The organism is Kluyvera intermedia, assembly GCF_034424175.1.
Classification (GTDB): domain Bacteria; phylum Pseudomonadota; class Gammaproteobacteria; order Enterobacterales; family Enterobacteriaceae; genus Kluyvera; species Kluyvera intermedia.
This window is the reverse complement of the sequence record NZ_CP139986.1, coordinates 1,363,444-1,385,531: the sequence shown is the minus strand read 5'-3', so window position 1 is coordinate 1,385,531 and position 22,088 is coordinate 1,363,444. Positions and strand designations below refer to the sequence as shown.

18 protein-coding genes are annotated in these 22,088 nt (G+C 55.9%); 4 read left to right on the top strand and 14 right to left on the bottom strand.

Annotated elements, in window-relative coordinates; translation table 11 throughout:
- Window positions 1–118: 118 nt before the first annotated feature.
- From ndk to U0026_RS06720, 3 genes are all read right to left on the bottom strand, one after another.
- Window positions 119–550, bottom strand: coding sequence for a nucleoside-diphosphate kinase (ndk, locus tag U0026_RS06730; RefSeq protein ID WP_052282290.1), 432 nt, complete (start codon window positions 548–550; stop codon window positions 119–121).
- A gap of 285 nt (window positions 551–835) precedes the next feature.
- Window positions 836–3,154, bottom strand: coding sequence for a peptidoglycan glycosyltransferase PbpC (gene pbpC, locus U0026_RS06725; RefSeq protein WP_062774515.1), 2,319 nt, complete (start codon window positions 3,152–3,154; stop codon window positions 836–838).
- A 1-nt stretch (window position 3,155) separates the two neighbouring features.
- Window positions 3,156–8,102 carry an alpha-2-macroglobulin family protein gene (locus U0026_RS06720; RefSeq protein WP_062774517.1) on the bottom strand — a complete coding sequence of 1,649 codons (4,947 nt, stop codon included), beginning with the start codon at window positions 8,100–8,102 and terminating at the stop codon, window positions 3,156–3,158.
- Window positions 8,103–8,375: 273 nt separating this feature from the next.
- Between U0026_RS06720 and U0026_RS06715 the strand changes: the two genes are divergently transcribed.
- The 4 genes from U0026_RS06715 to U0026_RS06700 all read left to right on the top strand — a co-directional run bounded on the left by U0026_RS06715 (window position 8,376) and on the right by U0026_RS06700 (window position 12,989).
- Window positions 8,376–9,920, top strand: a complete 1,545-nt coding sequence (locus U0026_RS06715) for a PTS transporter subunit EIIC (RefSeq protein ID WP_062774519.1) — start codon at window positions 8,376–8,378, stop codon at window positions 9,918–9,920.
- A gap of 13 nt (window positions 9,921–9,933) precedes the next feature.
- Window positions 9,934–11,298: a 6-phospho-alpha-glucosidase gene (locus U0026_RS06710; protein WP_062774521.1), complete on the top strand. Its 1,365-nt coding sequence runs from the start codon at window positions 9,934–9,936 to the stop codon at window positions 11,296–11,298.
- A gap of 72 nt (window positions 11,299–11,370) precedes the next feature.
- Entirely contained in the window at window positions 11,371–12,216 is an 846-nt protein-coding gene (sseA, locus tag U0026_RS06705; protein ID WP_062774523.1) for a 3-mercaptopyruvate sulfurtransferase, read from the top strand.
- The gene (locus U0026_RS06700) at window positions 12,216–12,989 is read left to right on the top strand and encodes a MurR/RpiR family transcriptional regulator (RefSeq protein ID WP_062774525.1); all 774 of its coding nucleotides are present in this window, start codon (window positions 12,216–12,218) and stop codon (window positions 12,987–12,989) included. The genes sseA and U0026_RS06700 overlap by 1 nt, the downstream gene beginning before the upstream one ends.
- A 105-nt stretch (window positions 12,990–13,094) precedes the next feature.
- Here the strand turns inward: U0026_RS06700 and sseB are convergent, their stop codons facing one another.
- From sseB to trmJ, 11 genes are all read right to left on the bottom strand, one after another.
- Window positions 13,095–13,871 carry an enhanced serine sensitivity protein SseB gene (gene sseB / locus U0026_RS06695; protein WP_062774527.1) on the bottom strand — a complete coding sequence of 259 codons (777 nt, stop codon included), beginning with the start codon at window positions 13,869–13,871 and terminating at the stop codon, window positions 13,095–13,097.
- 153 nt (window positions 13,872–14,024) lie between these two features.
- Entirely contained in the window at window positions 14,025–15,311 is a 1,287-nt protein-coding gene (pepB, locus tag U0026_RS06690) for an aminopeptidase PepB (protein ID WP_062774529.1), read from the bottom strand.
- A gap of 106 nt (window positions 15,312–15,417) precedes the next feature.
- Window positions 15,418–15,618 carry a Fe-S cluster assembly protein IscX gene (iscX, locus tag U0026_RS06685; protein ID WP_062774531.1) on the bottom strand — a complete coding sequence of 67 codons (201 nt, stop codon included), beginning with the start codon at window positions 15,616–15,618 and terminating at the stop codon, window positions 15,418–15,420.
- Between the two features lie 11 nt (window positions 15,619–15,629).
- A complete protein-coding gene (gene fdx, locus U0026_RS06680; RefSeq protein WP_062774533.1) occupies window positions 15,630–15,965 on the bottom strand; it encodes an ISC system 2Fe-2S type ferredoxin in 336 nt (111 codons plus the stop codon).
- A gap of 1 nt (window position 15,966) precedes the next feature.
- A complete protein-coding gene (hscA, locus tag U0026_RS06675) occupies window positions 15,967–17,817 on the bottom strand; it encodes a Fe-S protein assembly chaperone HscA (protein WP_062774535.1) in 1,851 nt (616 codons plus the stop codon).
- Between the two features lie 15 nt (window positions 17,818–17,832).
- On the bottom strand, window positions 17,833–18,348 hold the full coding sequence (gene hscB, locus U0026_RS06670; protein WP_062774537.1) for a co-chaperone HscB: 516 nt from the start codon (window positions 18,346–18,348) through the stop codon (window positions 17,833–17,835).
- 78 nt (window positions 18,349–18,426) lie between these two features.
- Complete coding sequence (iscA, locus tag U0026_RS06665; RefSeq protein ID WP_062774539.1) at window positions 18,427–18,750, bottom strand: iron-sulfur cluster assembly protein IscA; 324 nt, start codon at window positions 18,748–18,750, stop codon at window positions 18,427–18,429.
- Window positions 18,751–18,768: 18 nt separating this feature from the next.
- Window positions 18,769–19,155 (bottom strand): Fe-S cluster assembly scaffold IscU, encoded by a 387-nt coding sequence (gene iscU, locus U0026_RS06660; RefSeq protein ID WP_062774541.1) that lies wholly within the window; start codon window positions 19,153–19,155, stop codon window positions 18,769–18,771.
- Between the two features lie 26 nt (window positions 19,156–19,181).
- Window positions 19,182–20,396 carry a cysteine desulfurase gene (iscS, locus tag U0026_RS06655; RefSeq protein WP_062774543.1) on the bottom strand — a complete coding sequence of 405 codons (1,215 nt, stop codon included), beginning with the start codon at window positions 20,394–20,396 and terminating at the stop codon, window positions 19,182–19,184.
- A gap of 163 nt (window positions 20,397–20,559) precedes the next feature.
- A complete protein-coding gene (gene iscR, locus U0026_RS06650) occupies window positions 20,560–21,051 on the bottom strand; it encodes a Fe-S cluster assembly transcriptional regulator IscR (RefSeq protein ID WP_062774545.1) in 492 nt (163 codons plus the stop codon).
- Window positions 21,052–21,278: 227 nt separating this feature from the next.
- Window positions 21,279–22,013 (bottom strand): tRNA (cytosine(32)/uridine(32)-2'-O)-methyltransferase TrmJ, encoded by a 735-nt coding sequence (gene trmJ, locus U0026_RS06645; protein ID WP_062774547.1) that lies wholly within the window; start codon window positions 22,011–22,013, stop codon window positions 21,279–21,281.
- Window positions 22,014–22,088 lie beyond the last annotated feature (75 nt).

The window sequence follows — 22,088 nt, the reverse complement described above, 5'->3', positions numbered from 1 at the left end:
AAAAAGAAGCGCCCCAGGAAAGCGGTCTGCTCGTCCGGGGGCGCTGCATTGTACAAATTCTGGCGCATGGATGCCACGTCTGCACGCGGCATTCATTAAATAAAGTGTAAACGTGCCCTTAGCGGGTACGTGGGCACACTTCACCTTCAGCGAAGAAGAACGCGATTTCACGGGCTGCAGATTCAACGGAATCAGAACCATGGGTGCCGTTTTCGGTGAAGCTATCTGCGTAATCAGCACGCAGAGTGCCTGCCAGCGCGTTGTCTGGGTTAGTTGCGCCCAGCAGGTCACGGTGACGCTGAACGGCGTTTTCGCCTTCCAGTACGGAAACCACGATTGGGCCGGAGGTCATGAATTCAACCAGACCGTCGAAGAATGGACGACCATCGTGCTCAGCGTAGAAACCGCGAGCCTGTTCAACGGTCAGGTGCAGCATTTTGGTGCCGACGATTTTGAACCCTGCTGCTTCAAAGCGAGCAAAGATGCTACCAATAACGTTTTTTGCCACCGCGTTTGGCTTGATGATGGAAAAAGTACGTTCAATTGCCATGATTACCTCTAATAATAAAATTTGTTCTGTTGTCGTGCGTACAGGTGTCGTGCATACAGAGAGTACAGTTGTATGACCTGGCGCGGATTATAATGACCCGTTGCGTCGTTGCCTATGGATGAAGGTAACATTTTTTTAAAATAAGACACTTTTAAGCAACACAATATGTAACAAATCAGTTTAAACACCGTGTACCGTCTTTTGCCGGGTGGCACTACGCTTACCCGACCTATATTTATACCACCCAGTAGAACTGATAAACGCAGCGCCATCGGGCAAAACCGCTCACTGCAACGTAAAGTTAACCACCGCCGTCTGCCCCGCATCATCCATCACCACCAGTTGATACATGCCAGATTTCTCAAGCGTCAGTGCCAGATTTTCTCCAGCACCCTTTTGTGGCTCGCCGTTAAGGAACCACCAGCGCTGTCCATCACCTCCGTTGGCCAAAAGCACAACCCTCGCTCCCGATTCCCCAGGCAGCCGGCGGATGACAGCGTTATCGCGAATCCCTGAAATCATCAAAGGCGCAGTATTCTGGAACTGCCTCGGGGGACAAACCGCCGAAACCGCTGGCAGCCGCGCTGACCGGCGTTCCCCCACGGGAAGCCACGGTTCCAGCGGCAGCGGCCAAACGTCAATCATCGCCTCGCGGGCATCCGGGCAATCCGCTGCCACCCGCTTCCCAGAGCCATCAAGCCAAATCGGGAAGCGAATCCCCCGCATGCCTTCTTGCTCCGGCAACAGCATGGTCGGCGGCAGAGTATTATCCAGCACCCAGGTTGCCAGCCGACGGCGGCAATTGCTGTCACCTGCGGCTAAGGGCTGACCTCCGGGCCAGCAAATCTCTGCCCGGCTCACCGACGCAGGACGCGGATCCCGGTCTTTCTGATGACGCGAGTTTCTTGAGAGCAACAGGTTATTGACCTGATTCAAAAGCGGTATCGCGCTGGCAAAACCAAACTGCCCGGCCACCGGCGTTCCGTCCGGGCGGCCAACCCAAATACCGATGCTGTAGCGGGCGTTCACGCCAATCGCCAGGGCATCGCGGTAGCCGTAGCTGGTGCCCGTTTTCCACGCCAGCGGCACCACCTGAGATAATGCGGCATCCGGCAACGGCTGGGCTTCTCCCGCCAGAATTCGGCGGATAATCCATGCTGAACCTGGCGAAAGCAGCGGCCGCTCAACCAGTGGATCGCTTGCCAGCATCCGCAGCGTCCCGACTTTACCGTGACGCGCCAAAGCGCTGTACGCGGCGGTAATATCAGCCAGACGTGCGCCCGCGCCGCCAAGAATCAGTGACAAATTGGGTTCCGCACCCGCTGGCAGAATCAGCGGTAACCCCGCATTACGCAGGCGGGCGGCAAATTGTTTCGGCCCATAAGCATCGAGCACCTGTACTGCCGGAAGATTTAGCGAACGCACTAACGCTTCGCTCATGCTCACCGGGCCGTGGAAACCGCTGTCGAAATTGCCGGGACGATAATCGCCCACCCGGCGCGGGACGTCCTGAAGGAGAGACGCCGGATGAATGAATGCGCTATCGAGCGCCATGCCGTACAGGAACGGTTTTAATACTGAGCCCGGCGAGCGAATAGCCGTTACCATATCAACATGACCAAAACGGCTGTCATCGGCAATATCCACTGAACCGACCCATCCGCGAACTTTCATATCGTGGTTATCGACCACCACCATCGCCAGCGAGGTTCGAGGCGGTAAGCGTGATTTCCAGTTCAGCGCCAAATCTTCGAGCTGGCGCTGCAACCCGGCATCCAAGGTAGTGACGATTTTCTCATCCTTGCTGCGCGCCAGCATCTGTCGTGAAAACAGCGGCGCTAACTGCGGCATCTGGCGCGGGAACAGCCATACGGCTTCCTCTTTCGCCTCTTTCACCGCGCCAGCAGGCCAGACATGCTGAGTAAGCATGCGATCGAGAACTTTGTTGCGCGCAGCCTGCGCTCTTTCAGGCCAGCGGTCGGGTCGTAAGCGACTCGGGGCCTGCGGTAATACGGCCAGTAACGCAGCGTCAGCGTAGCTCAGTTGCGCCGGTGGTTTGCCAAGATAGGCCCAGCTCGCCGCACCGATGCCCTGCAACGTACCGCCGAACGGCGCTCGGTTAAGGTAGAGTGTGAGAATATCGCGTTTAGAAAGATGCCACTCAAGCTGGAAAGCGCGCCACAGCTGGCGCACCTTGCCTGCGAAGGTACGGGAATGCGGATCCAACAGGCGTGCCACCTGCATGGTGAGGGTACTGCCGCCCGACACGACCCGGCCAGCAGTTAAATCCTGCCAAGCGGCTCGCGCGATAGAAAATGGGTTCACGCCAGGGTGATCCCAGAACCAGCGGTCTTCATACTGGATCAGCGCTTCAAGGTAACGCGGTGATACCTCTTCGATCGTCACCGGATAGCGCCAGATTCCATCAGCATCGGCAAAACGCCATAGTGGGCTACCGTCTTGCGCCACCACCACGCGTGCGGGGGTGACTTCATGCAGGGGGAGTGGCCAGAGCCTATCGGCCAGCACAATACCCACAAACAGAATAACAACAGCCCCGGCCAGCCAGCGCCAGCAGGGGCGTTTTCGCCTGCAAAAATGCATCTTACGGCACGACAATCAACATATCGCCCGAAGCGCTCGTCGCTCGCCAGCTCGGTACATACATCGATTCAACCTGCGACGGCGGCACCTGATAGGCGCCCGGCATCACCGCACGCGCCAGATACACCAGCGTCACCGGTTGGTTGGCATTCAAGGCCACCGCAGCAACAAAGCGATCGTCACGGAATTCCATATGCTGAATATCCGCCTGCTGCATTTGGTTTAGCCACTCTTGTACTTCACCGCCGTTGTCTTGCAGGTTAGCGCTACTATTCGCCAGGTTCTGGTTTTCCAGCTCCAGACCTGCGGGCAGCATATCCACCACCAGTGCATCCGGTACGTTCTGGCTGGCTTTGACGTCAAGTTTTACCAGAACCAAATCGCCACTGCGCAGCGAAGACAACGATTTGCTTTCACCATCAGTACCAAAGAACTGACGTTCGATATGCAAAACGTTGCTTGATGCTGCCGGGGCGCTCTCTGGATAACCAGCACTGTCCAGACGCAGCCACAGCGGGTGTTCACCAGTGTTTGTCACGTTAAGGGCAGCCAGCTGTTCACCATTCAGGTTTTGCGTCAGCGATTTGTCGCCTTGCAGCGGTTGGCTTGAAAGCGTGGTTTGCGCCGTCCAGTTACCCGGCAGACTCAGGACACTTTTTGCCGCCAGGAATAACGCATTGTTTTCCTGGGTCGACAGCCAGCGTTCGCCAAAAGCTTCCTCAGAGAGGGTTTGCAGCAGCGCATTCTGAGCATCAGGCAGGAGTTTGTTTTCTTCCAGCAGCGAAAGCATCAGGGCATGGTCGCGCAGATCGCTACCGTAGTCCGCCAGCCAGCGCGTTTGGTCTGAACGTTTGGTAGTCAGCGCTAACTGAAGCGCTTGTTCGCTGCGCGGAGCATCGCCCATCGCCTTCAGTGCAATACCCAACTGCATCAGCGGCAGGCCGGAGCGCACCTGACTACGGCGTTCCCACAATTCACGCAACGCACCCAATGGGGCTTTTTGCTGACGTGCCAGCACCAGTCCCGCATAAGCCTGAATAGCGAAGCGGCTGGCAGCGGTATCATCGGTATAGCGCACGCTCATCAACCCCGGCTCTTGCAGGTAGCGCAGCATCCGGTTGTTGCCTTTGTTAATCGCCTCGGCTGGGACGCTGTAGCCCTGTTCCCCTGCTCGTACCAGGAAGTCCATGACGTAGGCCGTCAACCAGTACTCTTCCGATCCTTCTTTGTCCCACAGGGCAAACCCGACGTTATCTTTTTGCATTTGCAGCAGGCGCGAGATACCTATATCAACCGCTGCACGACGTTTGTCATCACTATCGCCCGCAATGCCCAGCGCCTTAAGCTGCTCGGCATTGGTATAAAGCTGCGGGAAGAGTCCGCTTGCCGTCTGCTCCAGACAACCATACGGATAGGCTTTCAGTTCGCGAATATAGCGCGCCAGATTAAGCGGCGGTTTGCCGCTTAACAGCAGTTGCCCTTGCAGCGTCACCGGTGAGAATGATGCATTTAGATTCGGCGGAACGCTCCAGCTTTCACCCGGCTGAAGCACCGCGCCGTTATTTACCGTCTGCGCCGGGAAGGCCGGACGGACGCCGATTTTCCATGACTTTTGCATCTCTGCCAGCGTTTCACCCGGCAGCGTCATGCCTGACACGGTGACATTAATATCGCCATCGCCATACCCTTCGCCTGCGCTTACCGGCACAAACAGCGTGCTACGGACGCCCGGCTCCAGTTTTAATGGCGCGGGCTGCGCGCTTTTCAACTGAATCAGGCCGCCGGTGGCAATTTTCACGTTCAGCGTCTGCGGTTGGCCTGTGAGGTTGGTGACATCAAGCGTCAGACGAGCACTGTCGCCGCTTGCCATAAAGCGCGGCATGTTCAATTCCGCCACCACCGGTGCGGCCACTATCACTTTCGATTCAGCGCTGCCGAAGTCTTCCGCCGTCCACGCCTGCGCCATGACGCGCAGTTCGCCGTTAAAGTCCCCGATAGGCATGGTGATGATGCCTTCACCGTTTTCATCAAGCACCACCGGCTGCGCCTGCTGGGCAATAATGGTGACGTGGTTAACCGGCGGTTTACCGCCGCGATTGAGTTCATCGCCATCACCACCGAAGCGTAGGCTGGCAAGACGCCCCTGCCCTTCGATGACCTGGCCATAAATATCATAGATATCCGCACCGTAACGTTTCTGGCCAAAGAAGGCTTCCCACGGATCCGGCGTGGTGTAGTCGGTAATATTCAGCACACCGCTATCCACCGCAGAGAGCAGAACGTTCACCTGTTTTGGTGCCGCTCCCTCTTTACGATTGACCTTCACTTTGACGGTCAGCGGCTGATTCGGGCGCATTTTCTGCGGGCTATCCAGCGCGATATTCAGTCGACGTTGCTCATCGCCCAGCGGCAGATGCAGGACACCTACCGCCCGTTTTGGTGTCGCCGAGCGGGATTTATCACCCGGACGCACTACCAGCGTGCTCAGATAAAGGTCATGGCGGTTCCAGCTTTTATCCACCGGGATGGAGAGATCCATCCCCTGTGCTGGCACATCAATTTCCTGCCACCACAGCGGTCCCTCGCTGGATTCGACCATCGCATAACCTTTGCCCGCAGCGGGTGCCGCTACATGCAGTTTGATAGTATCGCCCGGCTGATAATTCGGTTTATCGAGCTTTAAAGTTACACGGTCAGGGCGCGCCGCGCCGGTGCCGTCACTGTTATCCTGCCAGCTATAGCCTGCCCAGAAACGCACGCTGCTGACCGCTTCGTTTGGCGCTTTCACTTCCAGGCGATAGGCGCCCCATTCCACCGGGAAGCTAACTTTTCCGGTTTCATCCGCTTTCAGATCCAGCGATTCTTCTCCCTCCACCAGATCTTTTTGATCAAAGCGAGATTGCCAACCGTCGCCTTCCGACCAGTTCCAGTAGTAATCACGGCGCTCACGGATAAGCTTGACCTGCAAACCTGAAACCGCCTTTTTCTCACCCTGCGCGTTGCTGTAAACAATATCGAACGCTGCCTGGCTGTTTTCTTCAACGATAGGTTGATTAACCGTGGTATCGGTACGGTAGTCATAGACCGCTTTGCTAGCAAACTGAGGGCGTACGCCCGGCAGCTCAGCAGCAGGCCAGATAGCCTGAACCGCACGACGCGTAACCGGCCGACCGCCAGACTCCAGCAGGCTAGCCTGGAGAATCACCTGTAATGGAGAATGCGTTTCCTGCCACTGGCTGGCAGTGGTAACCTCGGTACGACCTTTTGCATCAAGCTTCAGGTCCATCTCATCGAGGCTGCGGGTCATATTTTCCTGAGCAATATCACCAAACTGGAAGCCCGGTAGTGCCGCTACCGCGTCGCGTAGCGGACGTAAGAACAGCTTACCTTGCAGGCTATTACCGTTGGCAGGCGCGCCGTAAAGGTAGTAACCGACCACATCAAATTTCACGTCATCCGCCGGAGAGAGCGGCGTCGCCTTTGGCGTCAGATTGAGGGCCATGCGCTCGGGCATAAAATCCTCGACCTGGAAATCCCATTCCTGCGGCTGGTTATCGCCGGTGTTAGCGCGAATGTGCCACATGCCGGTTGCTGCGCCGCTGTCCAGTGGATAGGTCAGTTGATACAGACCATTAACCGGTTTGCTGACCAGGCTGCGGATAACCGTACCGTCCGGCTTGACGACCTCCAGTTTCACCGGCTGCTCAGCCAGCGGCTTGCCGTCGCTGTCGCGCAGCAGACCGTTTAAAATCACCGTTTCGCCCGGACGATAGAGATCGCGCGGGCCGAACATAAAGAACTGCTTGCTGTAGCCCGGCGAACCGGCGATATCAAACTCGGCCAGATCAAGCGCGGGCTGTTTGAGGTCGAGTAAGGTTGTCTGCCCATCTTTGCGTGCCAACAGCAGCGCCGCGTCCTTATCGGATTGCAGGGTGGTATGCCCTTTCGCATCGCTGGTAGCCTGCGCCAGAGTTTGCCCTTTACTGTTGATGAGCGTCAGCTCCACCGCCGACTGCGCAGCGCCGTTTTCCAGGCTCTGGGTAAACACATCCAGTTGATTGTGATAACGGTGGAGCGACACGCCAACGTCACTGAGGGTAAACAGCGTCGCGGCATTGCTGTAGCTATACTGCCCCGCCGGATTCATCACGGCGATATAAACGCCGGATTGCTGCAACGGCGTAATGTCTTTTAGCGGTAACAACAATTTTTCGCGGGTGTTACGTGCCGGGTTGAGGTCAAAGCGCCCGGTATACACCAGGTCCGCCATTTTCAGCAGCTCATCTGACTCCCAGTTGCTTAGCGAACTGCGGTATTCCCATTGGCTGACAAATGACGCCAGCGCTTCAGGCTTCACGCGGAAGAAATTAACGTCCACGTGCGGTACGTTAAGCGCCATCACCGGCAGCCCTTCAATGACCTTGCCTGGTAAGAGCGAGCCTCGGCTGGCAAAACCCACGCTCGGCGCAATATCTCGGGTGGTCAGCGTTTTTTCAACGCTCGTTCCGAAGGTGGCTTTATTGAGCGCCAGTAGCGCGGGTTCAACGGTCACAATCAGGTCACGTTTTGGCTCAAGATGCCGCAGACGCAGCTCTTTCAGGTTCGGTGCCAGTTCCCAGGCGCCATCGACCTTGCCGCTTTTTTTATCCACCAGATGGACGCTTTTACTGAAGTCTTGTTCAGGATCAAGCGGGATGGAGAAGGTCAGCACCAGCGTGGCCGCGCCGTCCAACTGGACTTCCGAGGCATCAAGCAAAGAGAGCGTTTTGCCCTGACTTTGCTGGGCGAGTTTTTGAAGTCGGGCGGGATCCGCTTTTGGCGCAGCGCTATCCGTTTTGGTCGGCGTTGCAGGCACGGCGGTCTTGTCGTCGTTATTATTGTCGCATCCAGCCAGCGTGAACGTCATCGCCAGCGCGAGGGCCAGCGTTGCTAAACGAAAGGGTTTCATCCTGTAACCTCTGAGGGGTGAAATCTGATTGTGTCGTCAACACAGTATTATGCCCCAGACCGTAGTTTGCCAGTAGTCGATATAATCCCATTTTCTCGCCCATCACTTCACGTCCTTAACGTGTTACGCCGATCACAACACGCAACGTTACATGTGACGTTGTGCGTACTTTGTTTTTAAAACAATAAGATAGATGGCTTAGCAGGCTATTGTGCTGTTAACGTCTGCGGGTCTTATCCCCTTATCAACGCGGTTCAAAAATTGGAGAACAACATGAAAAGAGCCGTTAATGCGTTGCAAAATTTTGGCAAATCCCTCTACGGGCCGGTACTGATCTTGCCTATCGTCGGTTTGTTTATCGCTTTTGGTAACGTGCTGGGTAACGGCAGTCTGGCTGACTACATTCCGTTGCTGGGTTATCCGGCGGTACAAAATCTGGGTCAGTTGATTGCCAAATCCGCCGTTTCATTGCTGGTCAACCTGGCGATGATCTTCGCGGTCGGGATTCCGATTGGCCTTGCCGCTCGCGATAAAGGCTATGCCGCTCTCCTGGGGCTGGTGACCTTTATTGTCTTTATCAACGCGATGAACGTTACGCTCCAGCTCCAGGGTGAACTGGCTTCCGCCGACCAGATGCGCACCGCCGGGCAAAGTATGGTGCTCGGCGTTCAGGTGCTGGAGATGGGCGTTTTCGCCGGGATCCTGACCGGCGCTCTCACCGGCTACTTATATAACCGTTACTCCAGCGTGCAATTCTCCGGCGCGATGGCGATTTATTCCGGCCACTGTTTTGTCACCATCATTATTCTGCCGGTGGCGATTTTGCTTGGCGTGGTGATGAGCGAACTGTGGCCGTGGGCGCAGCACGGTATCAGCGCATTAGCCTTAGCCATTAAAGGTTCCGGCCCCTTTGGCGTGGCGATCTACGGTTTTCTGGAACGCATATTAGTGCCAACCGGACTGCATCATCTGGTTTATACCCCGTTTTTGTATACCGAACTGGGCGGCTCGAAAGAGGTGTGCGGAACGTTGTATCAGGGCGCACGCAATATCTATTTCGCCGAGATGGCCTGTCATAACGTGACACAGTTAAGCAGCACGGTGGTATGGGATGCGCGTGGCATCAGCAAAATGTTCGGCCTGCCTGCGGCGGCGCTGGCGATGTATGTCACCGCCCGGCCTGAGCGTAAGGCCGTTGCCAAAGCCATTCTGATCCCGGCGGCGCTCACCTCGATGCTGGTTGGCGTCACCGAGCCGCTCGAGTTCTCCTTCCTGTTTGTTGCCCCGCTGCTGTTTGTCGTACACGCGGTGCTTACCGGTATCGGCATGACGCTGTTTTCTTTGTTCGGCGTCCACGCTATCGGAGCCAACGGGATCATCGATTTTATTCTCTACAACCTGCCGCTGGGCACCACCAAATCGAACTGGCCGATGTATATCGTGGTGGGGCTGATTATGTTCGCGCTCTACTTCGTTATCTTCCGCTTCCTGATCCTGCGTTTTGATATGAAAACGCCAGGACGTGAAGAGGATGACCAGCAAACCCGGCTTTACAGCAAGCAGGAATATCAGGCGAAGGGCAACAACGAAGGGCTGGGTGCCACCATCATTGAAGGGCTAGGCGGACGCGGCAATATCGAGGTGGTGGACAACTGCTACACCCGCCTGCGCGTCAGCGTGAAGGACGTGGCGCAAATTAACGAACCGCAGCTCAAAGCGACCGGTGCCAAAGGCATCATCAAGCAGGGTAATAACGTTCAGGTGGTCTACGGGCTGCATGTCAAAAAAATGCGAGAAGCCGTTGAAGCGGTTCTCTAAAGGAGGCTATAACATGTTGAAATCCCCATTTATCCTGGCCATCGCCGGTGGCGGTAGCACCTACACACCGGGTATCGTCAAGAGTCTGATGGTGCGCCTTGCTGACTTTCCACTGGCAGAGATTCGTCTCTACGATATTGACGAAGCGCGGCAGAATACCATTGCACCTGTCGTAGAAAAGGTTATCCGCGACCATAGCCAAAGCATTAAATTTACCGTCACCACCTGTCCGGAAACGGCGTTTAGCGGCGCGCACTTCGTCTTTGCGCAAATGCGCGTGGGCCAGTACAAGATGCGCGAGCAGGATGAAAAAATCCCACTGCGACACGGCGTGGTCGGTCAGGAAACCTGCGGCCCCGGTGGGCTGGCCTACGGCCTGCGTACGATTCTGCCGATGGCTGAACTTATCGATCTGGTTGAGCGCTACGCCTCTCCGAAAGCGTGGATCGTCAACTACTCCAACCCGGCCGCGATCGTCGCCGAAGGGATCCGCCGTTTACGCCCGAATGCACGGGTGCTGAACATCTGCGATATGCCGGTGGCAGCCATGCGTAATATGGGGGCGATCCTCGGCGTAGATCGCCACAAATTAGACGTTGACTACTTCGGCCTCAACCACTTTGGCTGGTTTACCCAGGTGCGCGTCGACGGCGAAGATAAAATGCCGGAGCTGCGCCGCCACGTGGCGAAATTTGGCCTACTGACGGAAGATGCCGCGCAGACCGACCCGCAGCACGCCGATCCGTCATGGGTGAAAACCTGGCGTAATATTCAGCCGATGATGGACTGCTTCCCGGAATATCTGCCTAACCCCTATTTGCAGTACTACCTGATGCCTAACCAGATTGTTGAGCATCAAAACCCAGACTATACCCGCGCCAACGAAGTAATGGACGGGCGTGAGAAAAAACTGTTCGCCGCAGCGGTTGAGTATCAGAACACCGGCATTCTGCCCGACGCTTTCCACGTCGGCGTACACGGTGCCTTTATCGTCGACGTCGCCTGCTCGCTGGCCTTTGATTTACGCCAGCGTCACCTGGTCATCGTGGAGAACCAAGGGGCAATTGCCAATCTGCCAGATGATGCCATGGTCGAGGTTCCGGCCTACATCACCGCCAACGGCCCGGAGCCGGTGCGCATGGGCAAGGTGCCGTTGTTCCACCAAACATTGTTAATGCAGCAACTGGCTTCAGAGCAACTGCTGGTTGAAGCGACGCTGGAAGGCAGCTACGAAAAAGCACTACAGGCTTTCACCCTTAACCGAACGGTGCCGACGATGGCGCATGCCAAAGCCATCCTTGATGAAATGATTGCGGCTAACCGAGACTACTGGCCAGAATTGCATCACGCCTGGAAAAAGGGTGAAGCAACGCGCTAATAAACGGATGGTCGCTTGTCGGTGTGACAAAAAACACCGACAATCCCTTTATAATTCATAATGGAGGGTATTATGACCACTTCGTTTTTTGTTGCCGCCGACTGGCTGGCTGAGCACATTGATGACCCGGAAGTACAGATTATTGACGCCCGTATGGCGCCACCGGGACAAGAGCACCGCGATCTCAACGCTGAATTCCGTGCCGGACATCTGCCGGGCGCGGTCTTTTTTGATATAGAAGCCCTCAGTGACCACACCTCTCCCCTGCCGCACATGATGCCGCGCCCGGAAGCGTTTGCCGTGGCGATGCGTGAACTGGGCGTTAGCCGTGATAAGCATCTGGTTATCTATGATGAAGGCAACCTGTTCTCCGCGCCGCGCGCATGGTGGATGCTGCGGACGTTCGGCGCCCAACGGGTGTCAATTCTGGCGGGCGGTCTGGCCGGCTGGCAGCGTGATGAACTGCTGCTGGAACAAGGTGAAGCTAACAGCAGTGAGGGCGAGTTTGAATCTGAGTTCAGCCCTGAGTCCGTAAAACGGTTGACCGAAGTTCTGATCGCCAGTCACGAGGGGACAGCTCAACTGGTTGATGCGCGTCCCGCTCCGCGTTTTAATGCCCTGGTTGATGAGCCTCGCCCGGGTTTACGCCGCGGTCATATTCCCGGCGCACGTAACGTGCCGTGGGGGGATTTGGTGGTGGACGGTGAGCTGAAAACTACCGATGAACTGGAAACCATCTTTGCTCGCCAGGGGGTTGATTTAAGCCAGCCGATTATTGTCAGCTGCGGTTCCGGCGTGACTGCCGCGGTCGTTGCCCTGGCACTGGCCACGCTTGATGCGCCTGACGTTACCCTTTATGACGGTTCCTGGAGCGAATGGGGCGCGCGCGCCGATCTGCCGATTGAGCCTGCACAGTAATGGATAATCGCCTGACGCCGCTGCTGATGCGCGGGACATCGCTCACTCGCGCGGAGTACCGGGTGTTAGCCCACCTGACGGATCATCCGTTATTGGTGGGCAATATCACCGTCCGTCAGTTGGCTCAGGCAACCTTTGTCTCAACCGCCACGATTATGCGTTTGTGCCAGAAGCTGGGGTTTAGCGGCTACAGCGAATTTATCTGGCACTGTAAAAGTCTGCTGGCGGAGACTCCGCATATTGCGGTGCAGCAGACGGATGGCGTCGATGAGAATTCGGCGCTGTTTAACCATTTTATCGCCAACTATCAGCTTACTTTTGGGTGGGCGACGGCTGAAAAACGTCTGCAGTTCACCCGCCTCCTACGCGAACAGGAGCGCTTTTTTCTCTACGGTGCAGGATTTTCCTATCTGTTTGCTGAGTACCTGACCAAGAAGTTGCAGGTGTTGGGCAAAACGGCATTCATTTCAGGACCGGGCGATAGCCGCAATATCTTCTTAAGCAACGCGGCGCGCTATCAGGTGTTTATTGCCGTGTCACGCAGCGGTGAGACCGAGCAGGTGCTCGATAAAGCGCGCATTGCGCGTAATGTTGGGATGACGGTCGTTGCATTCACCCGCGCCTCAGCAAATACCCTGGCAGGCCTTGCCGATGTGCATTTCGCGCTTTATGACGAAGCGGTGCATTTTGCCGCCGAAGCGGCAGGGGTGACGTCGTTTGAGTCGAATCTTGTGCTACTGATGGATTTATTGTTGCTGGAAGCGACGGGGTGATGCGGAACCGTCCCGGCGGCGCTGCGCTTTGCCGGGCTACAAATGTGCGAAATTGTAGCCCGGACGAGGTGCGTTAGCACCGACTCCGGGGAAACATCACGCGAGCTAAATAATCCGGTTCTGTTTGAAATCGCGCAGGAAACTGCCCCAGCGTTTTTCATAGAACGGGGTGATATGCGCCAGCATAAAGTGGCTGATGCCCTTCTCACCTTCGACGACCTGGCAGATATCAATCGGCTCATCACCTGGCAACGTGTCGGTGGCAACACTGCCTGCGGCGTGAATAACCTCTTCGATATCCCCTTCCACTTCGATACCAATCAACAGATTTGGCTGCTCGTCAGCGTGCTCTTTGATGGAGCACAGGAACGCGCGTTTCACCGTTTTCAGGGTTTTAAACAGCGTAGTCAGCGATTCCACCATTTGCGCTGGCGGTTCGGCCACCTCGGACAACAGCAGCGCACTGCCGCCTTCCAGCACTTCCTGCGTGCTCAACGGGTTACCCTCTTCGCCAATCAGATGGCTGATTTCACGTGGAGTGAACTCTTTGCCGGTGGGCAGTTTGGCGTTGAGGAACAGCGTCTCGCCCAGCGTCATTTCAAACAGCGTGCGCACCGGCATCACCACAAAAGCCTGCTCGGTGGTGACGGCCTGTTGCAGGGCCTCCAGCGAGGTAAAGAATGGGACAACCGAAGTGCCGTCATCTTTTTCCCAGTGCTGGATATCTAAAGCGCTGTCATCGACAACCTGGCCTTCATCAGCCGCGGTACCGGGTACCCAGACGGTGGATTCCAGTAGGGTACGGAAAAATGCCGGGCGATGAGCGGGTTCGGTTGCCGCTTTTTCCAGTAGGGTTTCGAGTTCGTTTTTGGTTTCGGACATAGTGGTTCCAGTTCTGTGGTTCCCCCTCACCCCGGCCCTCTCCCCAAAGGGGCGAGGGAGAAAACCGAGTGAAACTTCAACCCAGAGCTTAAGGGAGAACGCCGTTCGATCCCCTCTCCCCTTTGGGGAGAGGGTTAGGGTGAGGGGGAAATATTACTCGGCGGTCAACAAATTCGCGATAGTCCGCACGCCCAACCCGGTCGCACCCGCCGACCACTGCTCAACGGCAGATTTGCGATAGGTTGCCGAGCAGTCAATGTGCAGCCAGCCATGATGGTAGTTTTCCACAAAGTGGGACAGGAAGCCCGCCGCGGTGCTTGCGCCAGCCGGATAGGCCGCGCTGCCGGTGTTATTGAGTTCGGCAAAGTTAGACGGCAACTGGTTGCGGTGGAATTCAGCCAGCGGCAGACGCCAGAAGGCTTCGTTTTCCGCCTGAGCGCTCGCCAGCAGGCGGTTTGCCAGTTGGTCGTCAAAGCTGAACAGCGCGTGGTAGTCGTTACCCAACGCCGTTTTCGCCGCACCGGTCAGGGTCGCCGCATCAATGATAAGCTCTGGTTTCTGCGCACTAGCATCAATCAGGCCATCGGCCAGCACCAGACGCCCTTCTGCGTCGGTGTTCATCACTTCTACGTTTTTGCCGTTCCGATAGCGGATGATATCGCCCAGCTTGAACGCATTGCCGCTGACCATGTTATCGGCACAGCACAGATACAGCTTCACACGCTTGTTCAGACCACGGGTAATCGCCAGCGCCAGCGCGCCGGTGACGGTTGCCGCGCCGCCCATATCAGACTTCATAGAGTCCATAAAGGCGCTCTGCTTGATGCTGTAACCGCCGGAATCGAACGTGATGCCTTTGCCCACCAGACAAGCATAAACCGGGGCTTCTTTATCACCGGTTGGGTTGTAATCCAGCACCAGTAATACCGGTGGGCGCTCGGAACCGCGACCTACGGTGTGCAGGCCCATATAATTTTGCTCGCGCAGGTCTTCGCCTTTGGTGATGCGATAGGAAACATTGTCGCACGCAACACCGCACAGCAGGTCAACCGCACGCTGTGCAAGCTGTTCAGGGCCTAATTCTTCGGCCGGTGCGTTGATGGTGTCACGCACCCAGTCGATGTAGGTTAGACGGTTATCCAGTTCCTGACGTTGTGCATCGTCGAGTTCAGGCCATTCAACCTGACGCGTGCCTTTCGGCCCTTTGTAACCGGACCAGAAAGCCCAGGCGTTCTCAACGTTCCAGCCTTCGCCGCTTAATGCAACGTGCTTAATGCCCATGCCGTCGATTTTACGCGCCACGCGCTGAATCAACCCCGCATCATCGCGGCCAGTCAGGTGCAGGACAATACCTTCATCATTAATACTGTGGGTGGCTTTATTCCCCCAGCGCGCATCGGCTGGCTGGGTAGAAAGGGTCACTTTCATGGCTTCTGTCATTATTTTTATCCTTATTAGCAAACGGGCCGCCGAATGGCAGCCCGTTAGTTTTTTGCTAAATGATTCGCGTCGCCAACGTATCTGCAGCGTGGATCATGATGCAAAATTAGTCTGCTTCATCCAACCAGACTAGCAGAATTGCCTCAAGAACTTTTTCATTTGATGCCTGAGGGTCATCATTAAAATCTTCGAGGTCGCAAATCCACTGGTGCAGATCGGTAAAACGCACGGTCTTCGGATCGGTATCCGGGAAGGCGTCGTACAGCGCTTCGCCGATTTCGCGGCTATCAGTCCACTTCAGTCCCATACTATCCCCTGTTAATGCTCGCGTGCGTGGTTAATTGTGTAACGCGGGATTTCGATAACCAGATCTTCGTCGGTGACGCGCGCCTGACAGCTCAGACGGCTATCCGGCTCCAGTCCCCAGGCTTTATCCAGCATATCGTCTTCGTCTTCAGTGCTTTCTCGAAGCGAATCGAAACCTTCACGCACGATGCAGTGGCAGGTGGTACAGGCACAGGATTTTTCGCAGGCGTGTTCAATCTCGATACCGCTACGCAGCGCAGCATCCAGAATGGTTTCACCGGTCTCAGCTTCCACAACTACGCCATCCGGACACAGGTCCTGGTGGGGCAGAAAAACAATCTTTGGCATATTAAACCTCGTCCACGGATTGGCCTTTCAGCGCCATACGGACGGATTGGTCCATACGACGAGCGGCGAATTCCTGGGTTTGTTTGTCAACGTTTTTAATGGCTTGTTCGATGGCGTCAGTGTCATCACCCACTGCCGCAGCGCTTAACTCGGCGGCAGCGTGGTCAATCTCCTGGCGCTCTGCGGCGCTTAACAGCGCGGCATCTGCGGCAAGCGCGCTTTGCAGGCTTTCCAGCACGCGCGCCGCTTCCACTTTCTGCTCCGCCAGCATGCGTGCTTTCACGTCCTGCTCGGCGTAGCTCATGGAATCTTTAATCATGGTGGCGATTTCGCCATCGGTCAGACCGTAGGACGGTTTCACCTGAATCGAGGATTCAACGCCGGTGGATTTCTCCATCGCCGTGACGCTCAGCAGACCATCCGCATCAACCTGGAAGGTCACGCGAATATGCGCACCGCCAGCCGGTAATGCCGGAATACCGCGCAGCGCAAAGCGCGCCAGCGAGCGGCAGTCCTGCACCAGTTCGCGCTCGCCCTGCATTACGTGGATAGACATCGCGGTCTGTCCGTCTTTGAAGGTGGTGAATTCCTGCGCGCGCGCCACCGGAATCGTGGTGTTACGCGGGATCACTTTCTCCACCAGGCCGCCCATGGTTTCGAGGCCGAGAGAAAGCGGGATCACGTCAAGCAGCAGCATTTCACTGTCCGGCTTATTACCGACCAGAATATCAGCCTGAACGGCAGCGCCAATGGCTACCACTTTGTCCGGGTCGATGGAGGTCAGCGGGGTGCGGCCAAAGAACTCGCCCACGCGCTCTCGTACCAGCGGTACGCGGGTTGAACCGCCAACCATCACCACTTCCAGCACTTCAGCGGCTTCCACGCCCGCGTCTTTCAGCGCGCGGCGACAGGCCAGCAGAGTACGCTTCACCAGCGCGGAAATAAGATCGTTAAACTGTTCACGGGTGACTTCGCCTTTCCAGCCCGCCACCTCAACGGCGACGCTGTCCGCATCGCTTAAGGCGATTTTGGCGGCGATTGCGGCATCCAGCAATTCGCGCTGTACGCGGTTATCGCTGCGATCGGCAATGCCTGCTTGTTCGCGGATATGGTCGGCCAGCAGATGGTCGAAGTCGTCGCCGCCCAGCGCGGAATCGCCGCCGGTTGCCAGCACTTCAAACACACCGCGGCTCAGGCGCAGAATGGAGATATCGAAGGTGCCACCGCCTAAGTCATAAACGGCAATCACCCCTTCCTGACCGGAGTCCAAACCGTAGGCAATCGCCGCGGCGGTCGGTTCGTTCAGCAGACGCAGGACATGCAGGCCCGCCAGACGCGCCGCGTCTTTGGTGCCCTGACGCTGTGCGTCGTCAAAATAGGCTGGAACGGTGATAACCACGCCGTCCAGTTCACCGGCGAGCGATTCGGTTGCCCGCGCCGCCAGCGTTTTCAGAATATCTGCGGAGACGCGAATCGGGTTCAACACACCGGCATTCGTCACCAGCATTGGCAGGCCGTTTTCACTGGCTTCAAACTGATACGGCAGATGCGGGTAACGCGCCTGGATGTCCGCCAGCGAGCGACCCATCATGCGTTTTACCGAACTAATGGTGTTGGCAGGATCCAGCGCGGCGTTGGCGCGCGCGTCATAACCGACAACCTGACCCTGCGCCTGGTAATGCACCACGGAAGGCAGCAGGTGGCGACCCTGGTCGTCAGCCAGCGTTTCGGCCTGGCCGCTACGCACGGTTGCAACCAGGGAATTGGTGGTGCCTAAGTCAATACCCACCGCCAGACGACGCTGGTGCGGTGCGGCACTTAAGCCAGGCTCACTAATTTGTAATAAGGCCATGTTAAGCTTCCAAAATCAGAAATCGAGCAGCTTTTCTTCGAGTAATTCAGCACTGCTTTGGAGTTTATCGAGAAAGCGCAGTTTGCGCACGGTATCTGCCGCCGCATCCCACGTTTCACCGTCTAATTCCGCCACCATCTGCTGCTGGCGTTGGGTATACATTGCTTTGACACGTTTTTGCAGGGCTTCCAGACGCGCGGTGTCTTTTGCCTGCTCGATTTCATCAAGCTCTTCGCGCAGTTCCAGCTGTTCCATCAGGAACGCGGTGTCGCGCACAGTGTGCTGTTCAGAAGAGAGGTCGAAACCGTGTAGAGAGAGCAGGTATTCCGCGCGAGTCAGCGGGTGACGCAGGGTTTGCCATGCCTGATTGATGTTGGCAGAGCGTTGCACCGCAGCAAGCTGTTCGGCATCGCTGGCGCTGGCAAAACGGTCGGGGTGGTTCTGACGCTGCAGGTCCTGGAAACGTGCCGCGAGGGCCTGAGTGTCTACGTGATAACCGGCTGACAATCCAAAGAGAGTGAAGTAATCCATGACAGTCTCAGGGTTAACTAATTAAAACAAACCCCACGCACAGTACGAAAACCATGGTGGGGTTGGCAGGACTCAAAACTAGACGTTAAAGCTTTCGCCGCAACCGCACTCATCTTTCACGTTAGGGTTAGTGAATTTAAACCCTTCGTTCAGACCTTCTTTCACGAAGTCCAGCTGCGTACCGTCAAGAAATTGCAGGCTCTTACCATCGATAACAACTTTCACGCCTTTGTCTTCGAAAACGGTGTCTTCTGCCGCCGGCTCGTCAACAAATTCCAGTACATAAGCCATACCTGAACAACCGGACGTTCTGACGCCCAAACGCAGGCCAAACCCTTTACCACGGTTTGACAGGAAGGTATTGACTCGCGCTGCCGCACTGTCGCTTAAGGAAATCGACATAATGACCTCAACTCTTAATTATTTTGCTTCACGTTTGCTTTTGTAATCCGCAATGGCGGCTTTAATCGCGTCTTCTGCCAGGATAGAACAGTGAATTTTCACCGGTGGCAGTTCAAGCTCGTCTGCGATATCGGTGTTTTTAATCGCCTGTGCTTCGTCCAGAGATTTCCCTTTCACCCATTCGGTGACCAGAGAGCTGGAGGCAATGGCGGAACCGCAGCCGTAAGTCTTGAAACGCGCGTCTTCAATGATACCGTCATTGTTGACTTTAATCTGCAACTTCATAACATCGCCACATGCCGGTGCACCGACCATGCCGCTACCGACGCTTTCGTCGCTGTTGTCGAAAGAACCCACGTTACGTGGATTTTCGTAGTGATCGATTACTTTTTCGCTGTAAGCCATGATGAATTCTCCTTATTGGTGCCGAATTAGTGATGTGACCATTCGATGCTGTTGATATCCACGCCCTGTTTGAACATATCCCACAGAGGAGAAAGGTCACGCAGACGGCCGATGGAGTTACGAACCAGCTTGATGGTGTAGTCAATCTCTTCTTCAGTAGTGAAACGACCTAAAGAGAAACGGATAGAACTGTGTGCCAGCTCATCGGTCATGCCCAGTGCACGCAGCACATAGGATGGCTCAAGGCTTGCAGACGTACAGGCAGAACCGGAGGAAACCGCCAGATCTTTCAGCGCCATAATCAGCGACTCACCTTCAACATAGTTGAAGCTGACGTTGAGGATGTTTGGTGCGCCCTGCTCGAGGTCACCGTTAAGGTAAACCTCTTCCATATCTTTCACGCCGTCCCACAGACGGTTACGCAGACTGCGCAGACGCGCCATCTCGGTTTCCATCTCTTCTTTCGCGATACGGTAAGCTTCACCCATACCCACGATCTGGTGAACAGGCAGGGTGCCAGAACGCATACCGCGCTCGTGACCGCCGCCGTGCATCTGCGCTTCGATACGGATACGCGGTTTACGACGCACGTACAGCGCGCCGATACCTTTCGGGCCGTAAATTTTGTGACCGGAGAAAGACATCAGGTCAACTTTCAGCTGGCTCAGATCGATTGGCAGTTTGCCCACGCTCTGAGTCGCATCCACGTGATAGATGATGCCACGCGCACGGCACAGTTCGCCGATAGTCGCGATATCCTGCACCACGCCGATTTCGTTGTTCACGTGCATAATAGAAACGAGGATGGTGTCGTCACGCATCGCCGCTTCAAGTTCTTTCAGGTCGATGATGCCGTTGCGCTGAGGCGCCAGATAGGTAATTTCAAAACCTTCACGCTCGAGCTGACGACAGGTGTCCAGCACAGCTTTGTGTTCGGTTTTGCTGGTGATGATGTGCTTGCCTTTTTTCTGATAAAAGTTAGCAGCACCTTTGATCGCCAGGTTATCGGATTCAGTCGCACCGGACGTAAAGACGATTTCACGCGGGTCAGCGCCCACGAGGTCGGCAATTTGATTACGGGCGATATCTACCGCCTCTTCAGCATGCCAGCCGAAACGGTGTGAACGGGAAGCGGGGTTACCAAAGTTTCCGTCCAGGGTCAGACACTGCATCATTTTCTCGGCAACACGCGGGTCCACCGGCGTGGTTGCGGAGTAGTCGAGATAGATCGGTAATTTCATTGCTCTTTAACTCCGTACATCACTCAATGCAAGGAATCAGGCAACCGGCTGGATGTACGACCGTGTTGACGGGACCCAAGGTCCCGGCCTGACTCTGAAATCTCATTTTTATTTAACCTGTCCTGTCTGATACGCCCTGAAGGCGTAAGACAGGACGGCTAGATTATGCGCGTAACTTAACGTCGATTGCGTCTTGTACGCGGGTATTGCGGGAGGTGTCTTGCGTGTGCTGACGGCCTGACACGTCCAGAACTTCCTGGTTATTCACCAGTTCACCTAAGGTGATGTTGTTCAGGAAACCGGTCAGACGGTCGCTCAGGTCGCGCCACAGTGCGTGGGTTAAACATTTATCGCCGCCCTGGCAGCCACCTTTCCCCTGACAGCGGGTCGCGTCAACGGACTCGTCCACTGCGCTAATCACTTCACCCACAGCGATGTGGATAGCTTCTTTACCTAGCAGATAACCACCGCCTGGGCCGCGTACGCTGGACACCAGTCCATTTTTACGCAGACGGGAAAACAGCTGCTCCAGATAGGAGAGTGAAATTCCCTGACGTTCTGAAATATCGGCCAGTGGTACCGGGCCCGATTCGGAGTTGAGTGCAACGTCCAGCATCGCGGTCACGGCGTAACGTCCTTTAGATGTCAGTCTCATGTCTTACTTAACCTCAAACTCGCCCCTGCCCGGGGTTTTTAATATAATAATGGGGGTATTGCATAGCAGGGCCAAGTCTGACATTCCCGACTAAAACAGTCAACTATTTACTTGACTAAATTAGTCGGGTATTTGGCGTTCCGTGCGGTAATGGTTTGATGTCAAACCCGGGGTCGGCCGATGGCTACCAGGCTGTAGCCCGGCCAAGCGCAGCGCCGCCGGGGACGCTACTTACCTTTATTCTGCTGCTCAATCGACGCCAGAATCCCACGTAGGATGTTCAGTTCCTGGCTTTCCGGGCGCGCACGGGTGAACATGCGACGCAACTTGCTCATGACATGTCCAGGGTGGTTTTCACGAATAAAACCGGTAGACAGCAGCGTCTGCTCAAGGTGGCCGTAGAAACGTTCCAGATCATCCACCAGCGGATACGGCGTCTCTTCTTGTTCAACCACCGGCGCATCACTTTCCTGCGTCGCCAGCCAGGCCATACGCACTTCATAAGCAATAACCTGCACCGCCATCGCCAGGTTCAGTGAACTGTACTCTGGGTTGGCAGCGATCGCCACGTGATAGTGGCATTTCTGCAATTCGTCGTTGGTCAAGCCAACGCGCTCACGGCCAAACACCAGCGCAACCGGTGCATGAGCACCTTCTGCAACGCTTTTCAGGCCGCATTCACGCGGGTCCAGCATCGGCCACGGCAGCGTGCGGGAACGCGCGCTGGTGCCGACCACCAGGCTACAACCGGCCAGCGCTTCGTCGAGCGTATCGACGATCTGCGCGTTACCAATAACGTCACTGGCACCCGCCGCGAGAGCGATGGCCTGCGAGTCCGGTTTGACCAGCGGATTGACCAGCCACAGATTAGTTAAACCCATGGTTTTCATAGCGCGGGCGACAGAGCCCATGTTGCCGGTGTGAGAGGTTTCAACCAGCACGATTCGGATATTTTGCAGCATTGTCTTTCTTCGTCTAAAGATTATTCAGCCATATTATCATAAAACGAAGACATGTTCTGTTCTCGCTGCTATACT

Coding starts and splice junctions, on each gene's coding strand:
- pepB (WP_062774529.1), bottom strand. CDS start 15,311: ATGACAGAAGCCATGAAAGTGACCCTTTCTACCCAGCCAGCCGATGCG.
- iscA (WP_062774539.1), bottom strand. CDS start 18,750: ATGTCGATTTCCTTAAGCGACAGTGCGGCAGCGCGAGTCAATACCTTC.
- ndk (WP_052282290.1), bottom strand. CDS start 550: ATGGCAATTGAACGTACTTTTTCCATCATCAAGCCAAACGCGGTGGCA.
- hscA (WP_062774535.1), bottom strand. CDS start 17,817: ATGGCCTTATTACAAATTAGTGAGCCTGGCTTAAGTGCCGCACCGCAC.
- U0026_RS06715 (WP_062774519.1), top strand. CDS start 8,376: ATGAAAAGAGCCGTTAATGCGTTGCAAAATTTTGGCAAATCCCTCTAC.
- hscB (WP_062774537.1), bottom strand. CDS start 18,348: ATGGATTACTTCACTCTCTTTGGATTGTCAGCCGGTTATCACGTAGAC.
- U0026_RS06700 (WP_062774525.1), top strand. CDS start 12,216: ATGGATAATCGCCTGACGCCGCTGCTGATGCGCGGGACATCGCTCACT.
- iscX (WP_062774531.1), bottom strand. CDS start 15,618: ATGGGACTGAAGTGGACTGATAGCCGCGAAATCGGCGAAGCGCTGTAC.
- pbpC (WP_062774515.1), bottom strand. CDS start 3,154: ATGCATTTTTGCAGGCGAAAACGCCCCTGCTGGCGCTGGCTGGCCGGG.
- U0026_RS06710 (WP_062774521.1), top strand. CDS start 9,934: ATGTTGAAATCCCCATTTATCCTGGCCATCGCCGGTGGCGGTAGCACC.
- trmJ (WP_062774547.1), bottom strand. CDS start 22,013: ATGCTGCAAAATATCCGAATCGTGCTGGTTGAAACCTCTCACACCGGC.
- sseB (WP_062774527.1), bottom strand. CDS start 13,871: ATGTCCGAAACCAAAAACGAACTCGAAACCCTACTGGAAAAAGCGGCA.
- iscR (WP_062774545.1), bottom strand. CDS start 21,051: ATGAGACTGACATCTAAAGGACGTTACGCCGTGACCGCGATGCTGGAC.
- iscU (WP_062774541.1), bottom strand. CDS start 19,155: ATGGCTTACAGCGAAAAAGTAATCGATCACTACGAAAATCCACGTAAC.
- iscS (WP_062774543.1), bottom strand. CDS start 20,396: ATGAAATTACCGATCTATCTCGACTACTCCGCAACCACGCCGGTGGAC.
- sseA (WP_062774523.1), top strand. CDS start 11,371: ATGACCACTTCGTTTTTTGTTGCCGCCGACTGGCTGGCTGAGCACATT.
- fdx (WP_062774533.1), bottom strand. CDS start 15,965: ATGCCAAAGATTGTTTTTCTGCCCCACCAGGACCTGTGTCCGGATGGC.
- U0026_RS06720 (WP_062774517.1), bottom strand. CDS start 8,102: ATGAAACCCTTTCGTTTAGCAACGCTGGCCCTCGCGCTGGCGATGACG.